The 16,455-nt window shown below is 56.8% G+C and carries 16 protein-coding genes and 2 pseudogenes; 9 read left to right on the plus strand and 9 right to left on the minus strand.

Annotated elements, in window-relative coordinates:
- Window positions 1–250: 250 nt before the first annotated feature.
- From NKI72_RS19655 to NKI72_RS19670, 4 genes are all read right to left on the minus strand, one after another.
- The gene (locus tag NKI72_RS19655; RefSeq protein ID WP_352850533.1) at window positions 251–1,453 is read right to left on the minus strand and encodes a PAN domain-containing protein; all 1,203 of its coding nucleotides are present in this window, start codon (window positions 1,451–1,453) and stop codon (window positions 251–253) included.
- Window positions 1,437–3,023, minus strand: a complete 1,587-nt coding sequence (locus tag NKI72_RS19660) for a hypothetical protein (RefSeq protein ID WP_352850535.1) — start codon at window positions 3,021–3,023, stop codon at window positions 1,437–1,439. The genes NKI72_RS19655 and NKI72_RS19660 overlap by 17 nt, the downstream gene beginning before the upstream one ends.
- A 263-nt stretch (window positions 3,024–3,286) precedes the next feature.
- Complete coding sequence (locus NKI72_RS19665; RefSeq protein WP_352718578.1) at window positions 3,287–3,985, minus strand: thermonuclease family protein; 699 nt, start codon at window positions 3,983–3,985, stop codon at window positions 3,287–3,289.
- Between the two features lie 123 nt (window positions 3,986–4,108).
- Window positions 4,109–4,381, minus strand: a complete 273-nt coding sequence (locus NKI72_RS19670; protein ID WP_023803258.1) for a hypothetical protein — start codon at window positions 4,379–4,381, stop codon at window positions 4,109–4,111.
- 728 nt (window positions 4,382–5,109) lie between these two features.
- On the opposite strand from NKI72_RS19670, the gene NKI72_RS19675 reads away from it, so the two are divergent.
- The 3 genes and pseudogenes from NKI72_RS19675 to NKI72_RS19685 all read left to right on the plus strand — a co-directional run bounded on the left by NKI72_RS19675 (window position 5,110) and on the right by NKI72_RS19685 (window position 8,816).
- Window positions 5,110–6,033 carry a hypothetical protein gene (locus NKI72_RS19675; RefSeq protein ID WP_352850537.1) on the plus strand — a complete coding sequence of 308 codons (924 nt, stop codon included), beginning with the start codon at window positions 5,110–5,112 and terminating at the stop codon, window positions 6,031–6,033.
- A 126-nt stretch (window positions 6,034–6,159) separates the two neighbouring features.
- Window positions 6,160–6,716 (plus strand): annotated as a pseudogene (locus tag NKI72_RS19680) (recombinase family protein).
- 210 nt (window positions 6,717–6,926) lie between these two features.
- Window positions 6,927–8,816 (plus strand): TPR end-of-group domain-containing protein, encoded by a 1,890-nt coding sequence (locus NKI72_RS19685; RefSeq protein WP_352850538.1) that lies wholly within the window; start codon window positions 6,927–6,929, stop codon window positions 8,814–8,816.
- On the opposite strand, the gene NKI72_RS19690 is transcribed toward NKI72_RS19685, so the two are convergent.
- The 4 genes from NKI72_RS19690 to NKI72_RS19705 all read right to left on the minus strand — a co-directional run bounded on the left by NKI72_RS19690 (window position 8,797) and on the right by NKI72_RS19705 (window position 11,973).
- Entirely contained in the window at window positions 8,797–9,561 is a 765-nt protein-coding gene (locus NKI72_RS19690; protein ID WP_352850540.1) for a TfuA-like protein, read from the minus strand. The genes NKI72_RS19685 and NKI72_RS19690 overlap by 20 nt on opposite strands.
- Window positions 9,558–10,745: a YcaO-like family protein gene (locus NKI72_RS19695; protein ID WP_352850542.1), complete on the minus strand. Its 1,188-nt coding sequence runs from the start codon at window positions 10,743–10,745 to the stop codon at window positions 9,558–9,560. Before NKI72_RS19695 ends, NKI72_RS19690 begins: the two co-directional genes overlap by 4 nt.
- 44 nt (window positions 10,746–10,789) lie before the next feature.
- Window positions 10,790–11,500, minus strand: a complete 711-nt coding sequence (locus NKI72_RS19700) for a hypothetical protein (RefSeq protein WP_352850543.1) — start codon at window positions 11,498–11,500, stop codon at window positions 10,790–10,792.
- A gap of 77 nt (window positions 11,501–11,577) precedes the next feature.
- A complete protein-coding gene (locus NKI72_RS19705; RefSeq protein WP_352850545.1) occupies window positions 11,578–11,973 on the minus strand; it encodes a hypothetical protein in 396 nt (131 codons plus the stop codon).
- A 23-nt stretch (window positions 11,974–11,996) separates the two neighbouring features.
- On the opposite strand from NKI72_RS19705, the gene NKI72_RS19710 reads away from it, so the two are divergent.
- Window positions 11,997–12,704: an SOS response-associated peptidase gene (locus NKI72_RS19710; RefSeq protein ID WP_352850546.1), complete on the plus strand. Its 708-nt coding sequence runs from the start codon at window positions 11,997–11,999 to the stop codon at window positions 12,702–12,704.
- Here NKI72_RS19710 and NKI72_RS19715 read toward each other — a convergent pair.
- On the minus strand, window positions 12,701–12,961 hold the full coding sequence (locus NKI72_RS19715; RefSeq protein WP_352850548.1) for a hypothetical protein: 261 nt from the start codon (window positions 12,959–12,961) through the stop codon (window positions 12,701–12,703). The genes NKI72_RS19710 and NKI72_RS19715 overlap by 4 nt on opposite strands.
- A 398-nt stretch (window positions 12,962–13,359) precedes the next feature.
- Here NKI72_RS19715 and NKI72_RS19720 point away from each other — a divergent pair, with 398 nt between their 5' ends.
- The 5 genes and pseudogenes from NKI72_RS19720 to ligD all read left to right on the plus strand — a co-directional run.
- Window positions 13,360–13,539 carry a hypothetical protein gene (locus NKI72_RS19720; protein ID WP_352850550.1) on the plus strand — a complete coding sequence of 60 codons (180 nt, stop codon included), beginning with the start codon at window positions 13,360–13,362 and terminating at the stop codon, window positions 13,537–13,539.
- A 9-nt stretch (window positions 13,540–13,548) separates the two neighbouring features.
- Window positions 13,549–13,758 carry a hypothetical protein gene (locus tag NKI72_RS19725; protein WP_352850552.1) on the plus strand — a complete coding sequence of 70 codons (210 nt, stop codon included), beginning with the start codon at window positions 13,549–13,551 and terminating at the stop codon, window positions 13,756–13,758.
- Between the two features lie 19 nt (window positions 13,759–13,777).
- Window positions 13,778–14,125 (plus strand): hypothetical protein, encoded by a 348-nt coding sequence (locus NKI72_RS19730; protein WP_352850553.1) that lies wholly within the window; start codon window positions 13,778–13,780, stop codon window positions 14,123–14,125.
- 2 nt (window positions 14,126–14,127) lie between these two features.
- Window positions 14,128–14,391, plus strand: a complete 264-nt coding sequence (locus NKI72_RS19735) for a hypothetical protein (protein WP_352850605.1) — start codon at window positions 14,128–14,130, stop codon at window positions 14,389–14,391.
- A 429-nt stretch (window positions 14,392–14,820) separates the two neighbouring features.
- Window positions 14,821–16,430 (plus strand): annotated as a pseudogene (gene ligD / locus NKI72_RS19740) (DNA ligase D); the annotation flags it as partial.
- Window positions 16,431–16,455: the final 25 nt, after the last annotated feature.

Here is a 16,455-nt window from a genome sequence, read left to right on the forward strand (position 1 = left end):
AGGCGACCCGCTACCTCAACATGGATCATCTGCGCGAGCACAAGAAGGAGAGCCTGAGGGCCCTGGCCGCCTGAGCACCGTCATGTGTCCGCCGCGCCGCGAAACACGGGGGCTGCGCGGCGGACACGCCGACGTCAACGCAATGCCACGCCATTTTGCAGAACTTGACGCACACAACTTTTCTAGCCACTTTCTTTGATAAGTGGCTTGGCTTCAATCGCTCCTTGAGGATAGATGCTTTGCTTCAACTTTAGTTGGCGACGCTCTTGATGCCAGATGCGACCGCTGCGTTATCAGCGGATTGGGTTATGCTGTTGAAAAGGACACACGCACTTTCTTTTTTGCGGAAATTGAACCCTAAGCAGGATTTGTCGTTTGCACATTGCAGTATGCAGTCGGGATATCGGAGCGGAGAGGTCCAATAGGCATTGCCAGAAATTTCCGTTTTTGTGGCGAACACCAAATTCGAGTAGCGCAAATTGCTCTCGACCACTTTCTTTGCGGCCATGATCGACTCTTCGCTTTTGACCAGTAGCGATGCGTCCCCTTTCATGAAACAAGCTCGAAATTTTGTGTTATAAGTAATCGCTAGACACCTGAAGTCGGTATCGCAGGCGGTTTGACACTGCTCAGAACTCACGTTCCTAATTGGCATATCCGGCAGGTCGTTTCCGATCGCGTCCCACCCGGACACGACAACAAATCCACTATCTGGATCGACCTCTGTCGCAGGAGTTTCTGCGGGGACAGTTGCGGCCTGCTCTCGTGACGGGTCAGGAATGATGTCTGAAGACGCAAATGTGCGACCATCCAGCCACGCGCATCTTGTTGCAAGATCGACGGCGGAAGAATCATTAAGGCCGACCAACTGAAGCGTCTGAGCAGCAGCGCCAGGCCCGGCTGGTGGCGCCGTCGGGGCAGAACGAGCTGCCAATGATACATTTACGTCTACGCCGTTCACACTCCGCCGAGAGTAACACCACGCTCGGTCCCAGTTTTCGTCGTTCTCATCCTTGAAGTGGTGACCTGTGATTAACTCCCAAGTGGTGCCTTGGAACTCGACGTTCTTGGTGGCGAACTTGTTGAAGTCGACGGTCACTACGTCAGGCTTGGTAGGGACGTCAGCCTGGGGCGCCTGCTCCTGAGTTGGCTTTGGAGTTGGAACAGGAATAGGCGGCTCGTCTTTTGGGGAGGTGAGATCGCTTGGCTGCTCTATGGTCGGCAAAGCCGCCGGCTCCGGCAAGGTTTTGTCCCATAGACCAAGATTGATGCCTAGCCCAATCCCGACCGCCGCCACTGCAATGGCTCCGCCAGTCGCCATTCGGCGAAAGGCGGTCGCTCGGGCTGTCTTCTCTTGGGCCGCGGCTTGAGCCTGCAAGGTTGGAATCGCTGACCTTTTGACGGCGAGATCGACGGCTTGCTCAAGCAGGGTGGTGTTATGCCGGACGAGCACTTTTGCGACCCTTCATCGATACCGTCACGAGGTCTGAAACCTCAGGCGGCAAATCCTGGTCGAGGGCCTTGCGAAGGACTTCGGGATCATCGGTGAAGAGCGGAACATAGAGGATCTCTTTGACCACCTTTTCCACAGGCACCTCAACCCGCTTCTCAACCTCTTTCTCGACCATAACTTCAACTGGTACCTTAATCGTTCGAATTCGGCGCCAACGCCAACTCAGAAGCATTCTGCGGAGCAGCCTGGAAGTCTTGCTCTCTGAATTGTCCTCTTCTCGGGCGGCAATGCGCTGGAGCGCTAGAGCGACCATTGCCGTAATTGGTCCCGCGAGCGCGGCGATGAGCGCGAGCGAGCCGAACCAAATCACAGAGATTATTCCGGCCTGTGCCTCAGTCACCAGTTCAGGTTTGCTGCCGTACCAGCGGGAGGCAATACGGCGGACCTGATCTGTTCGCGCCATTGGGATCCGCTCCTTGGCCAAGGCGCTGAGGGCTTTGGCAATCTGGTCCTGTCTGACCTGGTTTTGCGCCGAGGTGTTTGCCTTGTTGGCTTCTGCCGCCTGGGCATCTGCGAGCCGTTTGCCCGCTTCATCCAATCGACGCTGCCAAGCCGCGGCATCACTATCGCGCGTTTGCTCCAGAGACGAACGCCTATCGACAAGCTTCTGCCTCTGGTCAGTAGTCATAGGAGGGCTATTTGCCCGCAAACGATCGAAATTTTCGCGCAGCGCAGCAATCTCTTGATCGAGCGGCTCAATCCGAGTGTCGAACTTGGTGATAATTTTCGTGCGGGGGTTGGCAAGTTTAGCCACTTCCGATTCTAGCCTGCGTGCCGAGTCGCTGTCGCCTGAATCGCGCGCCATCTTGATACGTTCAACAAAGCTGTCGCGTTGGCGCTCAAACTGATCGACAGCGTCTTTAACTTCGCGATCACGCTGTTGAATCAGCGCCGATCGAACCGCGTTTTTCTCATCCACTTGATCGCGAACACGCGAGGCCTCTGGAGTAAGGGCTGTCGTTCCCTCCAATTCCGCATTGGCCTCGGCAATTTGCGACTGAAAGGTCGCACGCGATTTTTCCGCAAGAGAGGTCAGCTGCTCAATTTCGGAACGGGCTTGATCGACCTGATCGGCTCTTCGACCAAGTTCGTCAGCAGAGGCGAGCTTTGTCGCTTCCTGTTCAAGGGCATCAATCTTGTTTACGAGCTCCTCATAACGCAGCTGACGCAATGCGCCTGCCCTCTCCATCCCCATAAAGACAGTTTCGAAAGTGATGCCTGCAAGAATCAGGAGGAAGACCAAGATTATGGGCTTCCAGAGCCAAGACGCGCTGAAAAGCAGTGTAGCTATCGGTATCTTGGTGAGCTCCGCGATTGCCACCATGAGAAAGGGTGCACTGGCGAGCGTCAAGTCCATTGCAGTGACAGACTCGCTTGCAGAAAACGCTTGTACACCTAATGCTACACCTGTCGTAAGACCAATCGCTGCGGCCGCAATCTCTAGGGCCCAGGCACCACGGTAGGTCCACTGGCCATAGCTTGCCAGCTTTTGACTCATCACAGTCTGCATTTTACTCGCCCCCCGACAGGGCAACATCACGCCTTGATCGCCTGTCAGCATACACTGAAAAATAACTATGTTAACGATTTTGAAAAGTCTTAGTTAAGGCGTCTTCTCTCTATTGTCGCAACAACTTTTTCTGCCCTTCAGATATAGAATACCTCGTCAAAAAATGGGGCTAGCAGACCGCGCCGCCCATGCATGGTCTTCGTTGGATCGGTGTAAGCGGAAAGCCGAACAGGCCGTAGCGCGCTTACGCCGTTACATTTCAGCTAGCAGAGTGTTTCGCAGGGGATCCCATCCTTGTCGCGATCGAGTTTTCCGCCCCATGAGCAGTTTTGCAGGTACCAGTTGGCGTCGTCGCAGGAACCGATCTGCTTGCACGTTCTCCGCGGCTCGCAAGAATAGCCGCTCTGCGCGACCAGCTTACGGCTGATGATGCCCAGCGGGCGACTCGACGGCGCCGCGCCGTCGGCGTGCGCAGCGCGCCATTCCCAGGGTGCCTGAAACGTCCCGGCCCACAGGCCGATCTTTGAGGCTTGGGCTTGCGCCTGCTGCCCCGCATAAGCGCCCTGGCTGTAGTGAGGCCAATCCAGCGCCTGGCCGTGCTCGACCATCCAGGCGGCCACGCCCGCGCCGTCGGCGCGCCGACAATCGCCGACAAAGCGGTGGTAGCGGTCCCACGTCACGAATGTGCATTCGAGCGGCCTCGACGCGGCTAGGAAAGTGTCCAGCGCTTCGGCCGATCGCCGGCCGCAAGGATACTCGGCGCCATTCGCATCGCGGCACAGCTGCCGGCTCTCTGGCGCGTCGATGCCGTTGAAGCGGACGCGCTGGCCGTGGATTTCGATCGTATCGCCGTCAATGACGGAAGCGACACCGGTAAGCGAAGCGGGCGCCACCCTTCGTGGGCTGGCCTTTGATGCATCGTTGCTACGTTGCGCGCTCGACGGCGCCAGGAAGGCGGCCACTGCCGCCGCTGCCGTAAGACCGAGCATTGCCGGCACGCTCGCAAGTTGGCGCCGCCACAGCTTGGCATCGGTGGGTCTCTGCCACCGATTGGATCGATATTTGCGGTATGGCCTGCTCATCCGCTACGCCGACCAGCCCGGCCATGCGCTGTCGACCATGGGCAGGCCGGCGCAATAGTAATCGTCAACGAACCGCCCGGTGGACCGGTCGCGGCAGCGCCAGATAACGCTGTAGTTCTGGCCATAGAATTGGTCCCACGCGACGCCATAGGTTTGTGGTGGCGGTGGCCGGTAATATGTTCCGCCTCCATAGCCGTTGTTGGCAGCGACACCCACAGCTGCGCCGCCGACAGCCGCGACCGCTATGCCCGTCGCGACAGCATTGTCGGTTTGCACAAGCCTGGTGCACTTCTCTGCTGTTGCGCCCCTGCGCACTAGAAGGGACGCTACCCGACTACGATACTGTTCGTCCGTGCTGCTGGCGAGAACGTGACATAGCGCAACGGTATTCATTGCCGTGAGATCGCTGTCCGACACGACAGTGCTCGTAGAGCAGCCGCTGACGCACAGGGCTGCACTTGCGATGAGTGCTCCAATTTTCATGTGAATTCCCCCAAACAAATATTGGGGCAAGTCCGACCTGGAAGTCCAGAGTTTTGTTTTTCACTTTGCTACGATTCACAGCATGCTGCGGCTAGCTGGCATCCACTGCAACCAACCCTTCCGCCGGTCGTTGACTGATGCTGGGTTGAACTCAGCTACTCCAGAACTTGCCCGCAGGCTCAAAACCGGCGGGCTTTTTTCCGCGACGCCGGAAAGCTCTATCTCGCCGCATGTTGTGGTCTCCCCGTCAGGCGAGGCAGGTAGGAACTTACCTCCGTTGCCCAGCGCACAAACATATCCGCCGGCTGAGACGGATCAGGCTCCGCAATACGGGGAGAGATCCGGAAACGACTTGAGCTGGCTACAGAGGGAGCGGCTACGGACCGCTCTATCAAGCAGTTCAACGCCGCTCGCTATCCGATCCAGTAGCGCTGAACCGAGCCCTCCGTGTTGTAACGACCTTCAATAGTAGATAGCAAAGGGACAGGGTGCAGGGTTCGCATAGGCGGGGATAGGTTAAGGTGCCGACAGTTTCACAATTCTTTCAGCCGCCTCTTTACTGGCAGCAGTTTGAAGATCTCGCGCTCGGCATGTTGAGTGAGGCCTATAGCATTCCCGATGCGCAGCAGTACGGCCGCCCCGGACAGGCGCAGAATGGCGTCGATGTGTTTGGTCGGTCGAAGAGGTACGGCTGGATTGGCGTTCAGTGCAAGCGCCTCTCTGACTTGGATAAAGATGGGATTCCTTACCCCGGCGGGCCCATTACTCGGAAATTTCTCCGCTCCGCTGCGAAGGAGGCACTTGCGTTCCAACCGAGTCTGTCAATCTGGATCCTCGTCACCACCGCGCGGCGGGACACGGGAGTGCAAGGCTGGGTCAACCAGCTCAATGACGAATGGGCGAATGCGAACCTCGATCGTCGGGCCACTGTCTGGTCATGGGACGAGTGCATCGCGTATTTAAACAGCTTTCCCGAATTGCAACGCTGGTACTACAACGATGTGATCCAGGTTCGCGGCACAGCTGACCTCGATGAGTTGATCCTTCGCACGATAGCGTTGGCCTTCTCAAGGCCGGCGTTCGAGGTACCATTGCATTGCGAGAGCCCTGCAGAGTTTCTTCAGGCTCTATCTGACACGCAACGCCCCGTCCGCACCGGTGAACTTCTTGATCGCGAGAGCCGCCACGTAATTCGCAAATCCGTCGGGGGTTGGCGAGACCTCGACGACAAGGACGCTCGAGAGGGTCTTAGCTTCATCGACAAAAGGCTCCGGCAGTTGCGGAGCAAGCTCGAGCAAGGACGCAAAGACAAGAAAATCAGAGAAGTCCACGGGTTTTTGGACTTCACGGATTCTGTGCTTGCTCATGATCTCGAAAAGCTACGCAAAGAGTGCATCGAAGCGCTGAACGACATACTCAGCCGCTGGAATCTGCCGGTCGTCTAGGCAAGCCGTTTCCAAGGGAACACTAAGCAGAAACTCGCGTCCCGACGAGGGCGGATCACCCGACCACGGGAGCGATAACGGTCGTCTCAAATGACTGGGTAAGGTCGTTGGCCGTACGGCTGTTGAATTCGATTTCATGCTGAAAGCAGAATTGGCTACGCCCGCGTCAGCACGATTGACCAAGATCTCGAAACCCAAATCGTCAAGTTGAAGGCCGAAGGGTGTGGCATCATCCGGTCGGAGAAGGCGCGAGCCGCGACGGTCGAGCCGAACTTGCCACTATCCTCGATTTTCTGCGAGTTGGCGATGAACTGGTCGTCACGCGGCTCGACCGGCTTGGCCGCGATACGCGTGACGTTCTGAATTTGATCCACGAGTGCGAGCAGCGAGGTGCGTTCGTGACCGTCCTGGACCCTCATGTCTCGACCCGGAGCGAGATGGGCCATATCGTTCTGACAGTCCTTGGCATGGTAGCTCAGATGGAGCGGCGGTCTATCAAGGAGCGGCAGCGTGAAGGGATTGAAAAGGCGAAGAGCATTGGCGTCTATAGGGGTGGGAAGGCGCGTATAGACCACCAGCGCGTACTCGAACTCAAGCTGGCTGAGTTAGGTGTCTCAGAAATTGCGAATGAACTAGGATGCTCCAGGATGCAGGTATGTCGGATTCTGAACGATATCGCTTAGGAGGGCTAGTCGACTGTGGGTTTTTCTGCGCAGCGCGGCAGGCCAACGGTTCGAATCCCTTCCGGCGCGCCAATCAATCACAGGCGATGCTGTTTCGACTTACTCAAATCCGAAACCGTGTAGTGATAGCGAGGACGTGAATTTTTCACTTCTGCGCTCCGCTCACGAAGCGTAAGCTCGATTTGAACATTGCCGAAACGGAGTCAAAACGTGGAGCGCCGACTAGCGGCTATCCTCTTTGCCGACATCGTTGGCTTCAGTCGTCTGGTTGAAGCAAGCGAAGCGGCGACAATCGCCGCAATAAGAACGCGGCACAGCACGATTGTTGAGCCTCTCGTATCGACTCACAAGGGCCGTGTGGTCAAGCTGATTGGCGATGGCGTGCTTCTTGAGTTCGCCAGCGCTGTCGGCGCTGTCGAATGCGGAATCGAACTTCAGACTGCCTTGATCGCCGCCAATGGCGATCTGCCCGACGACAAGAAGATCATTTATCGAATAGGGATCAGTCTCGGCGATGTAGTTGTTCAGAACGACGACCTTTTTGGAGAGGGTGTGAACATAGCTGCACGCCTGCAGCAAATCGCGGAACCCGGCACCGTTTTCGTATCTGAGGCTGTCTTTAGCCAAGCGCGCGGCAAGGGCGATTTCCACTTTGACGATATCGGTGTCAAAGATCTGAAGAACATCAGCCAAACTGTTCGTGTATTCCGGGTAAGGCGTGGCCAGCAAAACTCAGCGACCGCGGTCTCTGCGGTGCACTCGAAAATCACGGTTGCAGTGCTGCCATTTGCAAACGTGAGCGGAGATCCGGAGCAAGGCTATTTTAGCGACGGCATTACAGAAGACATCATCACGGATTTGTCCAAGATTTCCGCGCTTGATGTTCTCTCGCGTCACACCGCCTTTGCATTCAGGGATCGCACGAACAGCGTGAGTCAGATCGCCCAACGGTTGAAAGTGAGTTATCTATTGGAGGGCAGCGTTCGGCGATCTGGGGGGCGGATTCGCATAAGCGCTCAAATTGTCGATGCAGTCGGGGATACGCACATATGGGCCGAACGTTATGACCGCGACCTACGAGATGTCTTCGAGATACAAGACGAGCTTTCAAAAGCGATCGTAGCTGCTCTTCGAGTGAAACTTCTGCCCACCGAACGACGGGCCTTAGAATTCCGCTCAACATACGATTCAGAGGCGTACCGTCTCTATCTCATGGGGCGTAGATACTTTGTGTTGCGAGGCGTTCGCAACTATCAGATCGCACTCCGTTTTTGCAGACGCGCCTTGGAAGTCGATCCGTCCTATGCGCGAGCTTGGGCGCTATCAGCCCTTTGCTTATCGTATCTACACCAGAGCGGTAGGGCGACCGACTCCGGACTTGACGCAGCGCGGCAAGCTACAATTCTCGATCCCACCCTCGCCGAAGCCCATGCTGCGATGGGCCGCATTCTCGCCGAAAGAGGCGAGTTCGAAGCGGCCCTGTGCGCCCACCAAGAGTCTCGGCGTTTAGAGCCAGATTCGTTTGACGTTCACCACAACTTTGGCATCACCTACCTTGAGCTTGGACGGCATGAAGACTCGCTGCAACACTTTGAAGAAGCAGCGCGACTATTGGAGTCGGATCATAGCTCCCTGAACCTTCTCGCTTTGGCGCAGCGATCTCTGGGGCGCAATGACGAGTTCACTACTACAACATATCGAGCCCTTGAGCGTATAGAGAGGGAGATTGCCGCCCGGCCCGACAATGCCAACGCCTTAGCGCACGGTGCGCTCGCATGGGCTCGCTTGGGAGAGAACGAACGAGCACTCGAATGGGCCGATCGCGCGCTGATTATCGAACCAGATGATCTGACCGACCAATACAATCTTGCGTGCGCCATGGCGCAGTCAGGCGAACGGGAGAAGGCACTCAGCCTTTTGGAGTCGTGTCTTCCCAAGATGCCAGCCGAGTTCGGCCGATGGCTGGCGAATGACCTTGACCTTGAGCCGCTTCGCGGCCACCAGCAATATCAGTCTTTGATAACCAGCGTTGAACAACGGCTAGCCTTGTCACTTCAAAACGTCATACCGGCCCAGTCTTCTAATATACCAAGTCTCTAACCAGTGAGTTGTTCATTGCAGCGCGAAAATCGGTAAAGAATCTGGTTTGCTTTACAACGAGCTTCGTCGGCGCTCGGTTACAATCTTCCGCTATAAACTCCCGGATAGCATTAAGTAGGGCTGAACCGTCTCGAAATTTCTGATCGACTTTATTTTCCACAATCCAACCAATTGTTTCTTCCGAAATTATCTCATGTACGCTGCGCTGATTGTATAAGTGGAGAGCACCGAGAAGAGTACGACGAGAATATCGCGTATTTGCGGCTATTTCAGTTATTTCATCTGCAGCGCGGTTAGAAATTTTACTGCACGTGACAGCGTTTGCGAGTGTGTAGCGGATGTTGACGAGAGCCTCAGAAGCGGGTGCGAAGCCAACTTGCTCAGGCCCATGCTCGATGGTTACCTCGTCGTCCCTAACCAGACGGCCACTCACAAAGTCATGGAAGATATTTCCGATGCCGATCATGCCAAATCGGTGTAGTTCGGACGCCCTTAGGGCACCCATACTGGCCGCGCCAAACACCATGCAGCCTTTGGCCATTGCGGATAGTATCTCCTTGTGCAGAACGGAAGGAACACTGCCAAAGTAGCCGTCGATCAGTCCGATCACCGATACACCATCTCCCACAACAGCCCTATATATATCACCCCGCTTGGCTGGTGGTCGCGACTCAAAGCCAAATACCGACGAGATATCGCGCTGCCGGGTTCGCATTGTGGGACCAGAGAAAATGGCGACCTTCATTTGTTGATACCTGCAGCAAGTGCGCGCGAACCGGGGGAGTAGCCAACAGAATGCGGATACGCCTCCAAGCCGGGTACAACAACTCGAACGAACGAAAGTTCTCTCGCCATGCTTTGCAAATCGATGACCACGACCTGAGGAAAACCAGCTCGAACTACTTGGTCCACAAGCCTGCCAACTGCTTCGTCGTCAGTCATTTGTTGACTTGCCGGTTCGGCTGGAAATGGCACAACTTCTCTGCACTGAATCGAACTTCCCGGCCCATTCACATATGAGCGGGGACGAATATCATCGCGGGCACCCGAAATCAGCATCAGTCGAGTCTGGATAGCCTCCATTAGGGCCCCCCTCAAGGCGACTTCGGCACTGAGGTGGGATGCCGAACCATCAGTGGCACTTTGTATCAAGGTGGGAGGGTCCTTTCGGCTTTCGACAAGCCGAACGTAATAGGTCGGTACACCTAATTCGGTTCTAATGTCCCATGCGACCGCATCGATTCCAGCGGTGGAACATGCCTGATATAAAAATCTCGTACTGGGGTCCCGAACTGTGTCCCAGAGGATCTGTGAATATCGTTCAGGCCTGCTAGCCTTGAAAAGTGCAATAGCGTCGCCTTCAATGACTTCGCATAGTCCGTGGACTACGGCAGCCGAGTAACAGATCCCGCCGCCTAGTCCGTTGCTACTGACAATGAAACCGTCCCCTTGAGATGATGCCTCGGTCGTAAAATCGGCATGAACGAGATCGAAAGGAACGGCCGTCACCTTGCCGGATACGATATCCCAACCTATCGACATTCTCGGCCAACAAGACGGTTGCGACCGACGAAGGGACGCCTTCGGCAACGCTGCCAGAGGCGGAACATGAACGCCATCCGGAATTTCAGCAAATGGGAACCATTCCGCAAACGTCTCGGCGTGATAGAGTTCGAGGGCCTCCATAAGCCCCGATACACAAGCGCTCTGGATGTTGAGACCCTTTCCTGATGAGACGCTAAGAGACGGGGAATTTGGGCGGACGATCGACACTACGCAAAGTGCTAGATCGTCGAGGCCACTAATGTCTGCGACGCGAGTTATGCCAGCCGCGTTTGCGAGCCGGAGCGCGGCCTCAATTGTGGTCTTCGATCGGCAAAAGCTCGGATTGCCAGCGATTGCAAACTCATCGGCCTCAGCGAGCGCCAACGGCCATGCTACCGAGCCGTACTCCGTTTCAGATGTGTCCGCGATCAGGCTCGCCCCATCACCACCATGCCATCACCTATAACAATGGGCTTGTAGATCGGGAAATTGTCGTCGCCCAGTCTCAGATGGACAGCGCCTGCTACATTGATAGTGTTGCCACGGACCGCGTCGAGGGCCGTTCCCACGCGCTGATCAATTAGGTCCCACGCAGCATCGCCCAAGTTCACATCATAGGCGAGAAGGGCATACGCTGGAATCGCAAACAGCCTCTTGTCACCCGAGCCAATAACGGGATTAATGTCCACCTGAACGAACATCGCACCGTTTATAGTATATATCTCCTCATCACTAAGCGTAAGCCCAGCAAAATATTTCGCCAAAGCTACTCTAAATGCAACAAGACTCGGATTCCCACCAGCAGCCATCCGAAAGAAGGGCAGACTTGCTGCATATTGCTGATCATATACAGCTCCAGCAGCTTTGTATGTCATGACAAAATCATTGAATACTCCACAGTGTCGGTTGTAGACACCGCCCAAGCCACTGGAACCGTTACCAAGTTCCAATTTTCGATCCGCATCATCAATCGCGCCGAAAATCGCGAGCATAACGGACGGTTTCGGCGGCTCTGAGGCATTTATCCAGTTGTTGTACCGGATGTAAAACTCCTCTTTGCCTGCATCGATCATATTTTTGACCTCGGCGTCGTTGGCAAGGTAGTTAGTACAGAAATTTGCGTCGCCAGCATTGCTCATAAACGCCCCCCTTGTAATATTGGCACTAGATCACCAACGGAAATGTGATGGTAAGGTACTGACGAGGGCCCCTCCCGTCAACGAACATCCACACTCGGCCATCCGGCGTTTCTGTCGGAAAAGGCTGACAGCGCATCGAACGCGTAGCCCAGCGGTAAGACTACCTGCATGTCAGATAGTTGATCCCGCAGCAGAAAGCACCGAAGCTGATCGTCGTCACGGACTTCGACAGGGATTAGACCGACGACCTCCAGTCTGTCTTTGGCCCAGCGGAGCAGCGGGCGATAAGGATCGCGAGAGGAATGGTCGAGTTTAAGAAAATCGCTCGCACCTACGGTTATCCAGAGCGCAATCACTTTTCGTGGGAGATCAGCGGATCTCGCATTAGAAATGGTGCGCTCGACCCGTTTGAGATCACACCTTGAGAATTTCGAGGTGCCGGAACTGGCCGTGAGTTCCAGTTGCAGAGACAAGCCATTTCCGCGATGTTTGTCGCATGTGCAACCTGTACAACATCACCACGTCGCAAGAGGCACTTCGCCAGTGGACCCGCGCTCTACGAGACATCTTGGGCAACCTCGAGCCATCCATGGACATCTATCCCAATCAGTTCGGACCGGTGGTCCGCAACGCAGCCGATGGCGAGCGCGAACTTGCCAATCTGCGGTGGGGGATGCCGACGCCACGGGAGCGCGTCAGGGGCAACGCCGACTCCGGCACAACCAACATCCGCAATCCGCAGTACGGCCACTGGCAGCAGTATGTCGGCGTCGAGTATCGCTGCGTCGTCCCGGTGACGAGCTTCGCGGAGCCCAGCCCCACGCCGGAGGATAAGGACCCCGAGACAGGCGGCATTCAACGAAACTATTGGTTCGCGTTGGACGAGGACCGCCCGCTGTTCTTCTTCGCGGGTCTTTGGACACGCTGGCATGGGGTGCGCAAGGTCAAAGAAGGCCCCGGCGATCACGAGGTCTATGGCTTCATGACCACCAAGCCCAACGCGCTCATCGCCCCGATCCACGAGAAGGCCATGCCCGTTATCCTGACCACGCAAGAGGAGACGGAAACATGGCTGGCCGCGCCGTGGTCGGAGGCGAAGCGGTTGCAGCGCACCGCACCGGATGATGCCCTCGTGATTGTGGAGAAGCCCGCCACGCAGGTTAAGGTGCCACAGCAGGCCCCAGCCCAAGGCTCACTGTTCTAAGCCCTGAATTTCTGAAGCACCCAGATGTATCCCTTCGGCGGGTGGTCCTGATCGATGAACTGGGTGCGTACGGTGGTGTCCTTTCGGCTGCACCGTTTGCACTTGAACCTGATGGCCTCGAGCGGCTTGTTCCAGCCTACCACCTTGGCCACGTCGTTGGCCCGGAAGCGCCCAATATGGTAACAGTGGCCGCACTCCACGATGAGCAGCATGTTGGCCTTTGCAGCCCGCCCAACGCTGTCCATCGGACCTGCCATGGGTTATTTCCGAGTATAGTTATCCTGTGGGAGCGGGAGGAGCCCAAGCCCCGGCATACGGTAGTCAGGCTCCTTCTCCGCGACAGTGGCCAGCACCTCGTGCAGTTTGTCTACAAGCCCGCGAAGCTGCCAAAACAATGAACCGCTAGCATTCAGGTGCGTCTGCGCCGAAAGCACCGTCTGTCGAAGCCTCAATGCGTCCTCGATGATCGCCCTCGCGTCTTTCGCGGACAGTTTGTCAAACCGGCTTTTTCGTCTGCCCATTGCGGCTTTCCCCGATCTGTGCAACCGCCCACCTACTGACAAATAGGAAGGCATTCCTCGCAGAGTCAATTCTCCCTTGACATTTTTGTTCCGTTTTTGTTCACTGCTGGTGGGTAACGTTGGGAGTGATCGCCATGGACCACATTGTGATGCTGGACAGCCGCCAAGAGGCCGCCCTTCAAGCAATCGCCGACAAGTTCATTGCCCAGCACAGGGGCGATCCAGTGAAGGCGCTCAAGGAAATGATCGTCCTAAACGGTCATCTTCAGGAACGCCTTGACGCGCTCACTGCGCCGCGCAGGGCTACGCGCTAGGAGACCGGCATGGGCATTTTGCATCTAGACGCCGAAGCCAAAGCTGAACTCCATTCTGAGGCGGTGAAGCTCATCGCCCGCTATGAGAGCCCCCTTGAGACTGTCAAGGCGCTCATGGTCTACAACTGCGAGCTCGAGACCCAAATTCTCGCCCTCGCTCACCGGCATCCCGGCCTTGTGCACGTCAGCTTCGACGACTCGCCGCCCGCCTTGGGGTGATGCCGGGGCGAACAGACCCATGCAGAAGATCATTGCCTTTTTAGAAGCGAACTCGGCGCTGGTGCTGGCGAACCCCGCCGTATTCGCCACGTTTGCCGCTCTCTGCGCTGGGGGCGGGTTCGTGGTTGGCCGCTACTTCCTGACCGAGCGTGTAACCAACCTGGAAAGCCGAATTGCAAGACGTGACGAGGAGATTGCAGAGTTAAAGGGCAAGCAGAAAGTGCCATGGCGGGAACTGCCGATGGTGCCCATTGTTGGTACCGCCGCAATTGCTCCGCCAGAATCAAGGCGGCTCCGCCCGCTAGTCTTGTCCGATGATAACGCCGCCTCCGTGGACGGCCGGGCGGCGGTCAACGAAAGATCATGAGCATGTCAGAGAGTATTGTTCCTCAGCATAAGACACCTAAGCTGATCGTCGTTATTGCATTCGACCGCGACGAAACCGGGGACCTCCAACCAGTCTATGGCCCAGCGGAGCAGCAAACCGAAGACCGAGCAATAAGGACCGCCAAGGGACTGGTGAGGCACCATGCTGGTGTCATTGCGTGGTCGCGAGATGCGAATCCAGCTTTGGGCGAATACGGCGAGCCGACCACACTCTTTGTTGGCGGCGATGTGCCAGACATGGAGTGAGCTTCCTTCCCACCAAGAGCTACGGCGGCAGTAGCTTTCCCTCCTCTTTGGCGGCCTCAAAGAACGCCCTGCGAACCACTTCCGGCTTCACCCTGATCGATCATCGCATCCATGCAGAGTTGCACCGCGCTGTGCCACTTAGGGCCGCGCTTGGTCCACTTCAGGAGCTGCTCGGCGGCCCCCTCGACGTTGTTGCATTGGTATGTAACGCCGGCACGATCGGTCTTTACGGGAACCGGCGGTGAGAACCAGTGAAGCGACATTGATAGATAAGCGCCGTCTAAACTAAGAGTTCCGTCAACGACACCCCGGTTTGAGCCAGGATCGGGCAACCGGCTCATGGCCCGCCGGGCACAACCCGTTCTGGCCTGCCTGTTCCGGAACCTATTCGTTGGCACTTAGGTTGAGTGGATGGTTTAGGAGTCTCTAATGACTTCCAAGGTTGAAAATGGTCGGCTCTCGTTCATTGAGTTCCAGTCGCCGACGCTGGTTGAGAATGCGCCCGAGGGCGGCGAATGGCTTCACGAGATCAAGTACGACGGCTACCGCACCGAGCTGATCATTGAGGGCGGTAAAGCGCGGGCTTTCACGCGTCGTGGCTACGACTGGTCGCATCGATACCGACGAATTGTTCAAGCGGCGGCGGGTCTGCCGGTGAAGGCGGCAATCATCGACGGTGAGGCCGTCGTTCTCGGCGACACCGGCCTGCCGGACTACCAAGCCTTAGAACGGGAACTGGGCAATCCGAACTCGGCGAGGCTCATCTTTTATGCATTCGACCTGCTGCACTTCAACGGGCGCGATCTCCGGCAGCTGCCCTTGATCAAGCGCAAGGCCGCGCTTCAGAAGCTGCTGAAAGACACAGCCCCGACACTGACCTTTGCCGAGCATCTGGAGGTGAGCGGCACGGATGTCTTTGAGCATGCTTGCCGGATGGGATTGGAGGGCATTGTCTCCAAGCGCACCGATGCCACGTACCGCTCGGGCGTCCAGACCAGTTGGCTCAAGGTGAAGTGCATCAAGAGCGACACCTTCCCCATTGTCGCTTTCGTGGAAAAGCTCGGCGCTCACCCGCGCCGTATCGCATCGCTTTACATTGGCCGTCGCGAGGGCGACCGACTGCTCTATGCGGGGAAGGCTCGCAGCGGCTACACCTTGAGGGCCGCGCAAGAAGTTCGAGAGCGGCTTGACCCGCTGATCATCAACAAATCACCTCTGTCAGAGCCCATCGTGAAGCCGAAAGCGACGTGGGTCAGACCAGACGTACTGGCCGAGGTGCAATTCAGCGGCGTGACCGATCGCGGCGTGCTGCGGGAGGCGGTGTTTAAGGGGTTACGCGAAGACCTCCTGGCGGGTCCACTAAAGCCTCCAGCTCCGTCCGAGGCACCAAATGCAGCCCGCGAACATGGCGTTCCCAGCGAGAATATCCTGCAACTGCTGCCCGATGCAGTCTCCCCTTCAAAAGAGGAGCTGGCGCAGTAATGGGAGAGGGTAGCAGGTCAAGCGCTCCTTCATCTGAGCCACCGACCACTCAAGCTTGTCCGCCACAGTCGCGGAGCCACCTTCTACCACAAGGGCAAGCTTCCGGAGATCCCCGCGGCCGTACATCAGTTACGCGTTCAAAAGCGTGAGGGTGGTGAAGGCGTCCGCGTGTGGGTGGACGATCTTGCTGGGTTGCTGGGGCTGGTCGAGATGGATGCTGTAGAGCTGCACCCTTGGAATGCCACTGTCGACGATATCGAGCATGCCGACCAAATCGTTCTGGACCTTGACCCCGGTGAGGGCGTCGAGTGGAATCAAGTGACCGAGACCGCCTTAGCGCTTCGCGACATTATGAAAGCAGAAGGCCTAGAGAGCTGGCCGAAGGTGACCGGCGGCAAGGGTATTCACCTGATGGCCCCGCTTGAGGCGAAGATCACACACGATCATGCCCGGACCCTCGCGCGTTCGTTCGCCCAGCGGCTCGTTGCGGTTCATCCTGATCGTTATCTTCTGTCCGCTGCGCGTTAGCCCGGAAGGGCCGCATCTTCATCGATTACCGCAGCAGATCAGCATCCGTGCGCA

Source organism: Mesorhizobium sp. M0437 (assembly GCF_040321335.1).
GTDB lineage: Bacteria > Pseudomonadota > Alphaproteobacteria > Rhizobiales > Rhizobiaceae > Mesorhizobium.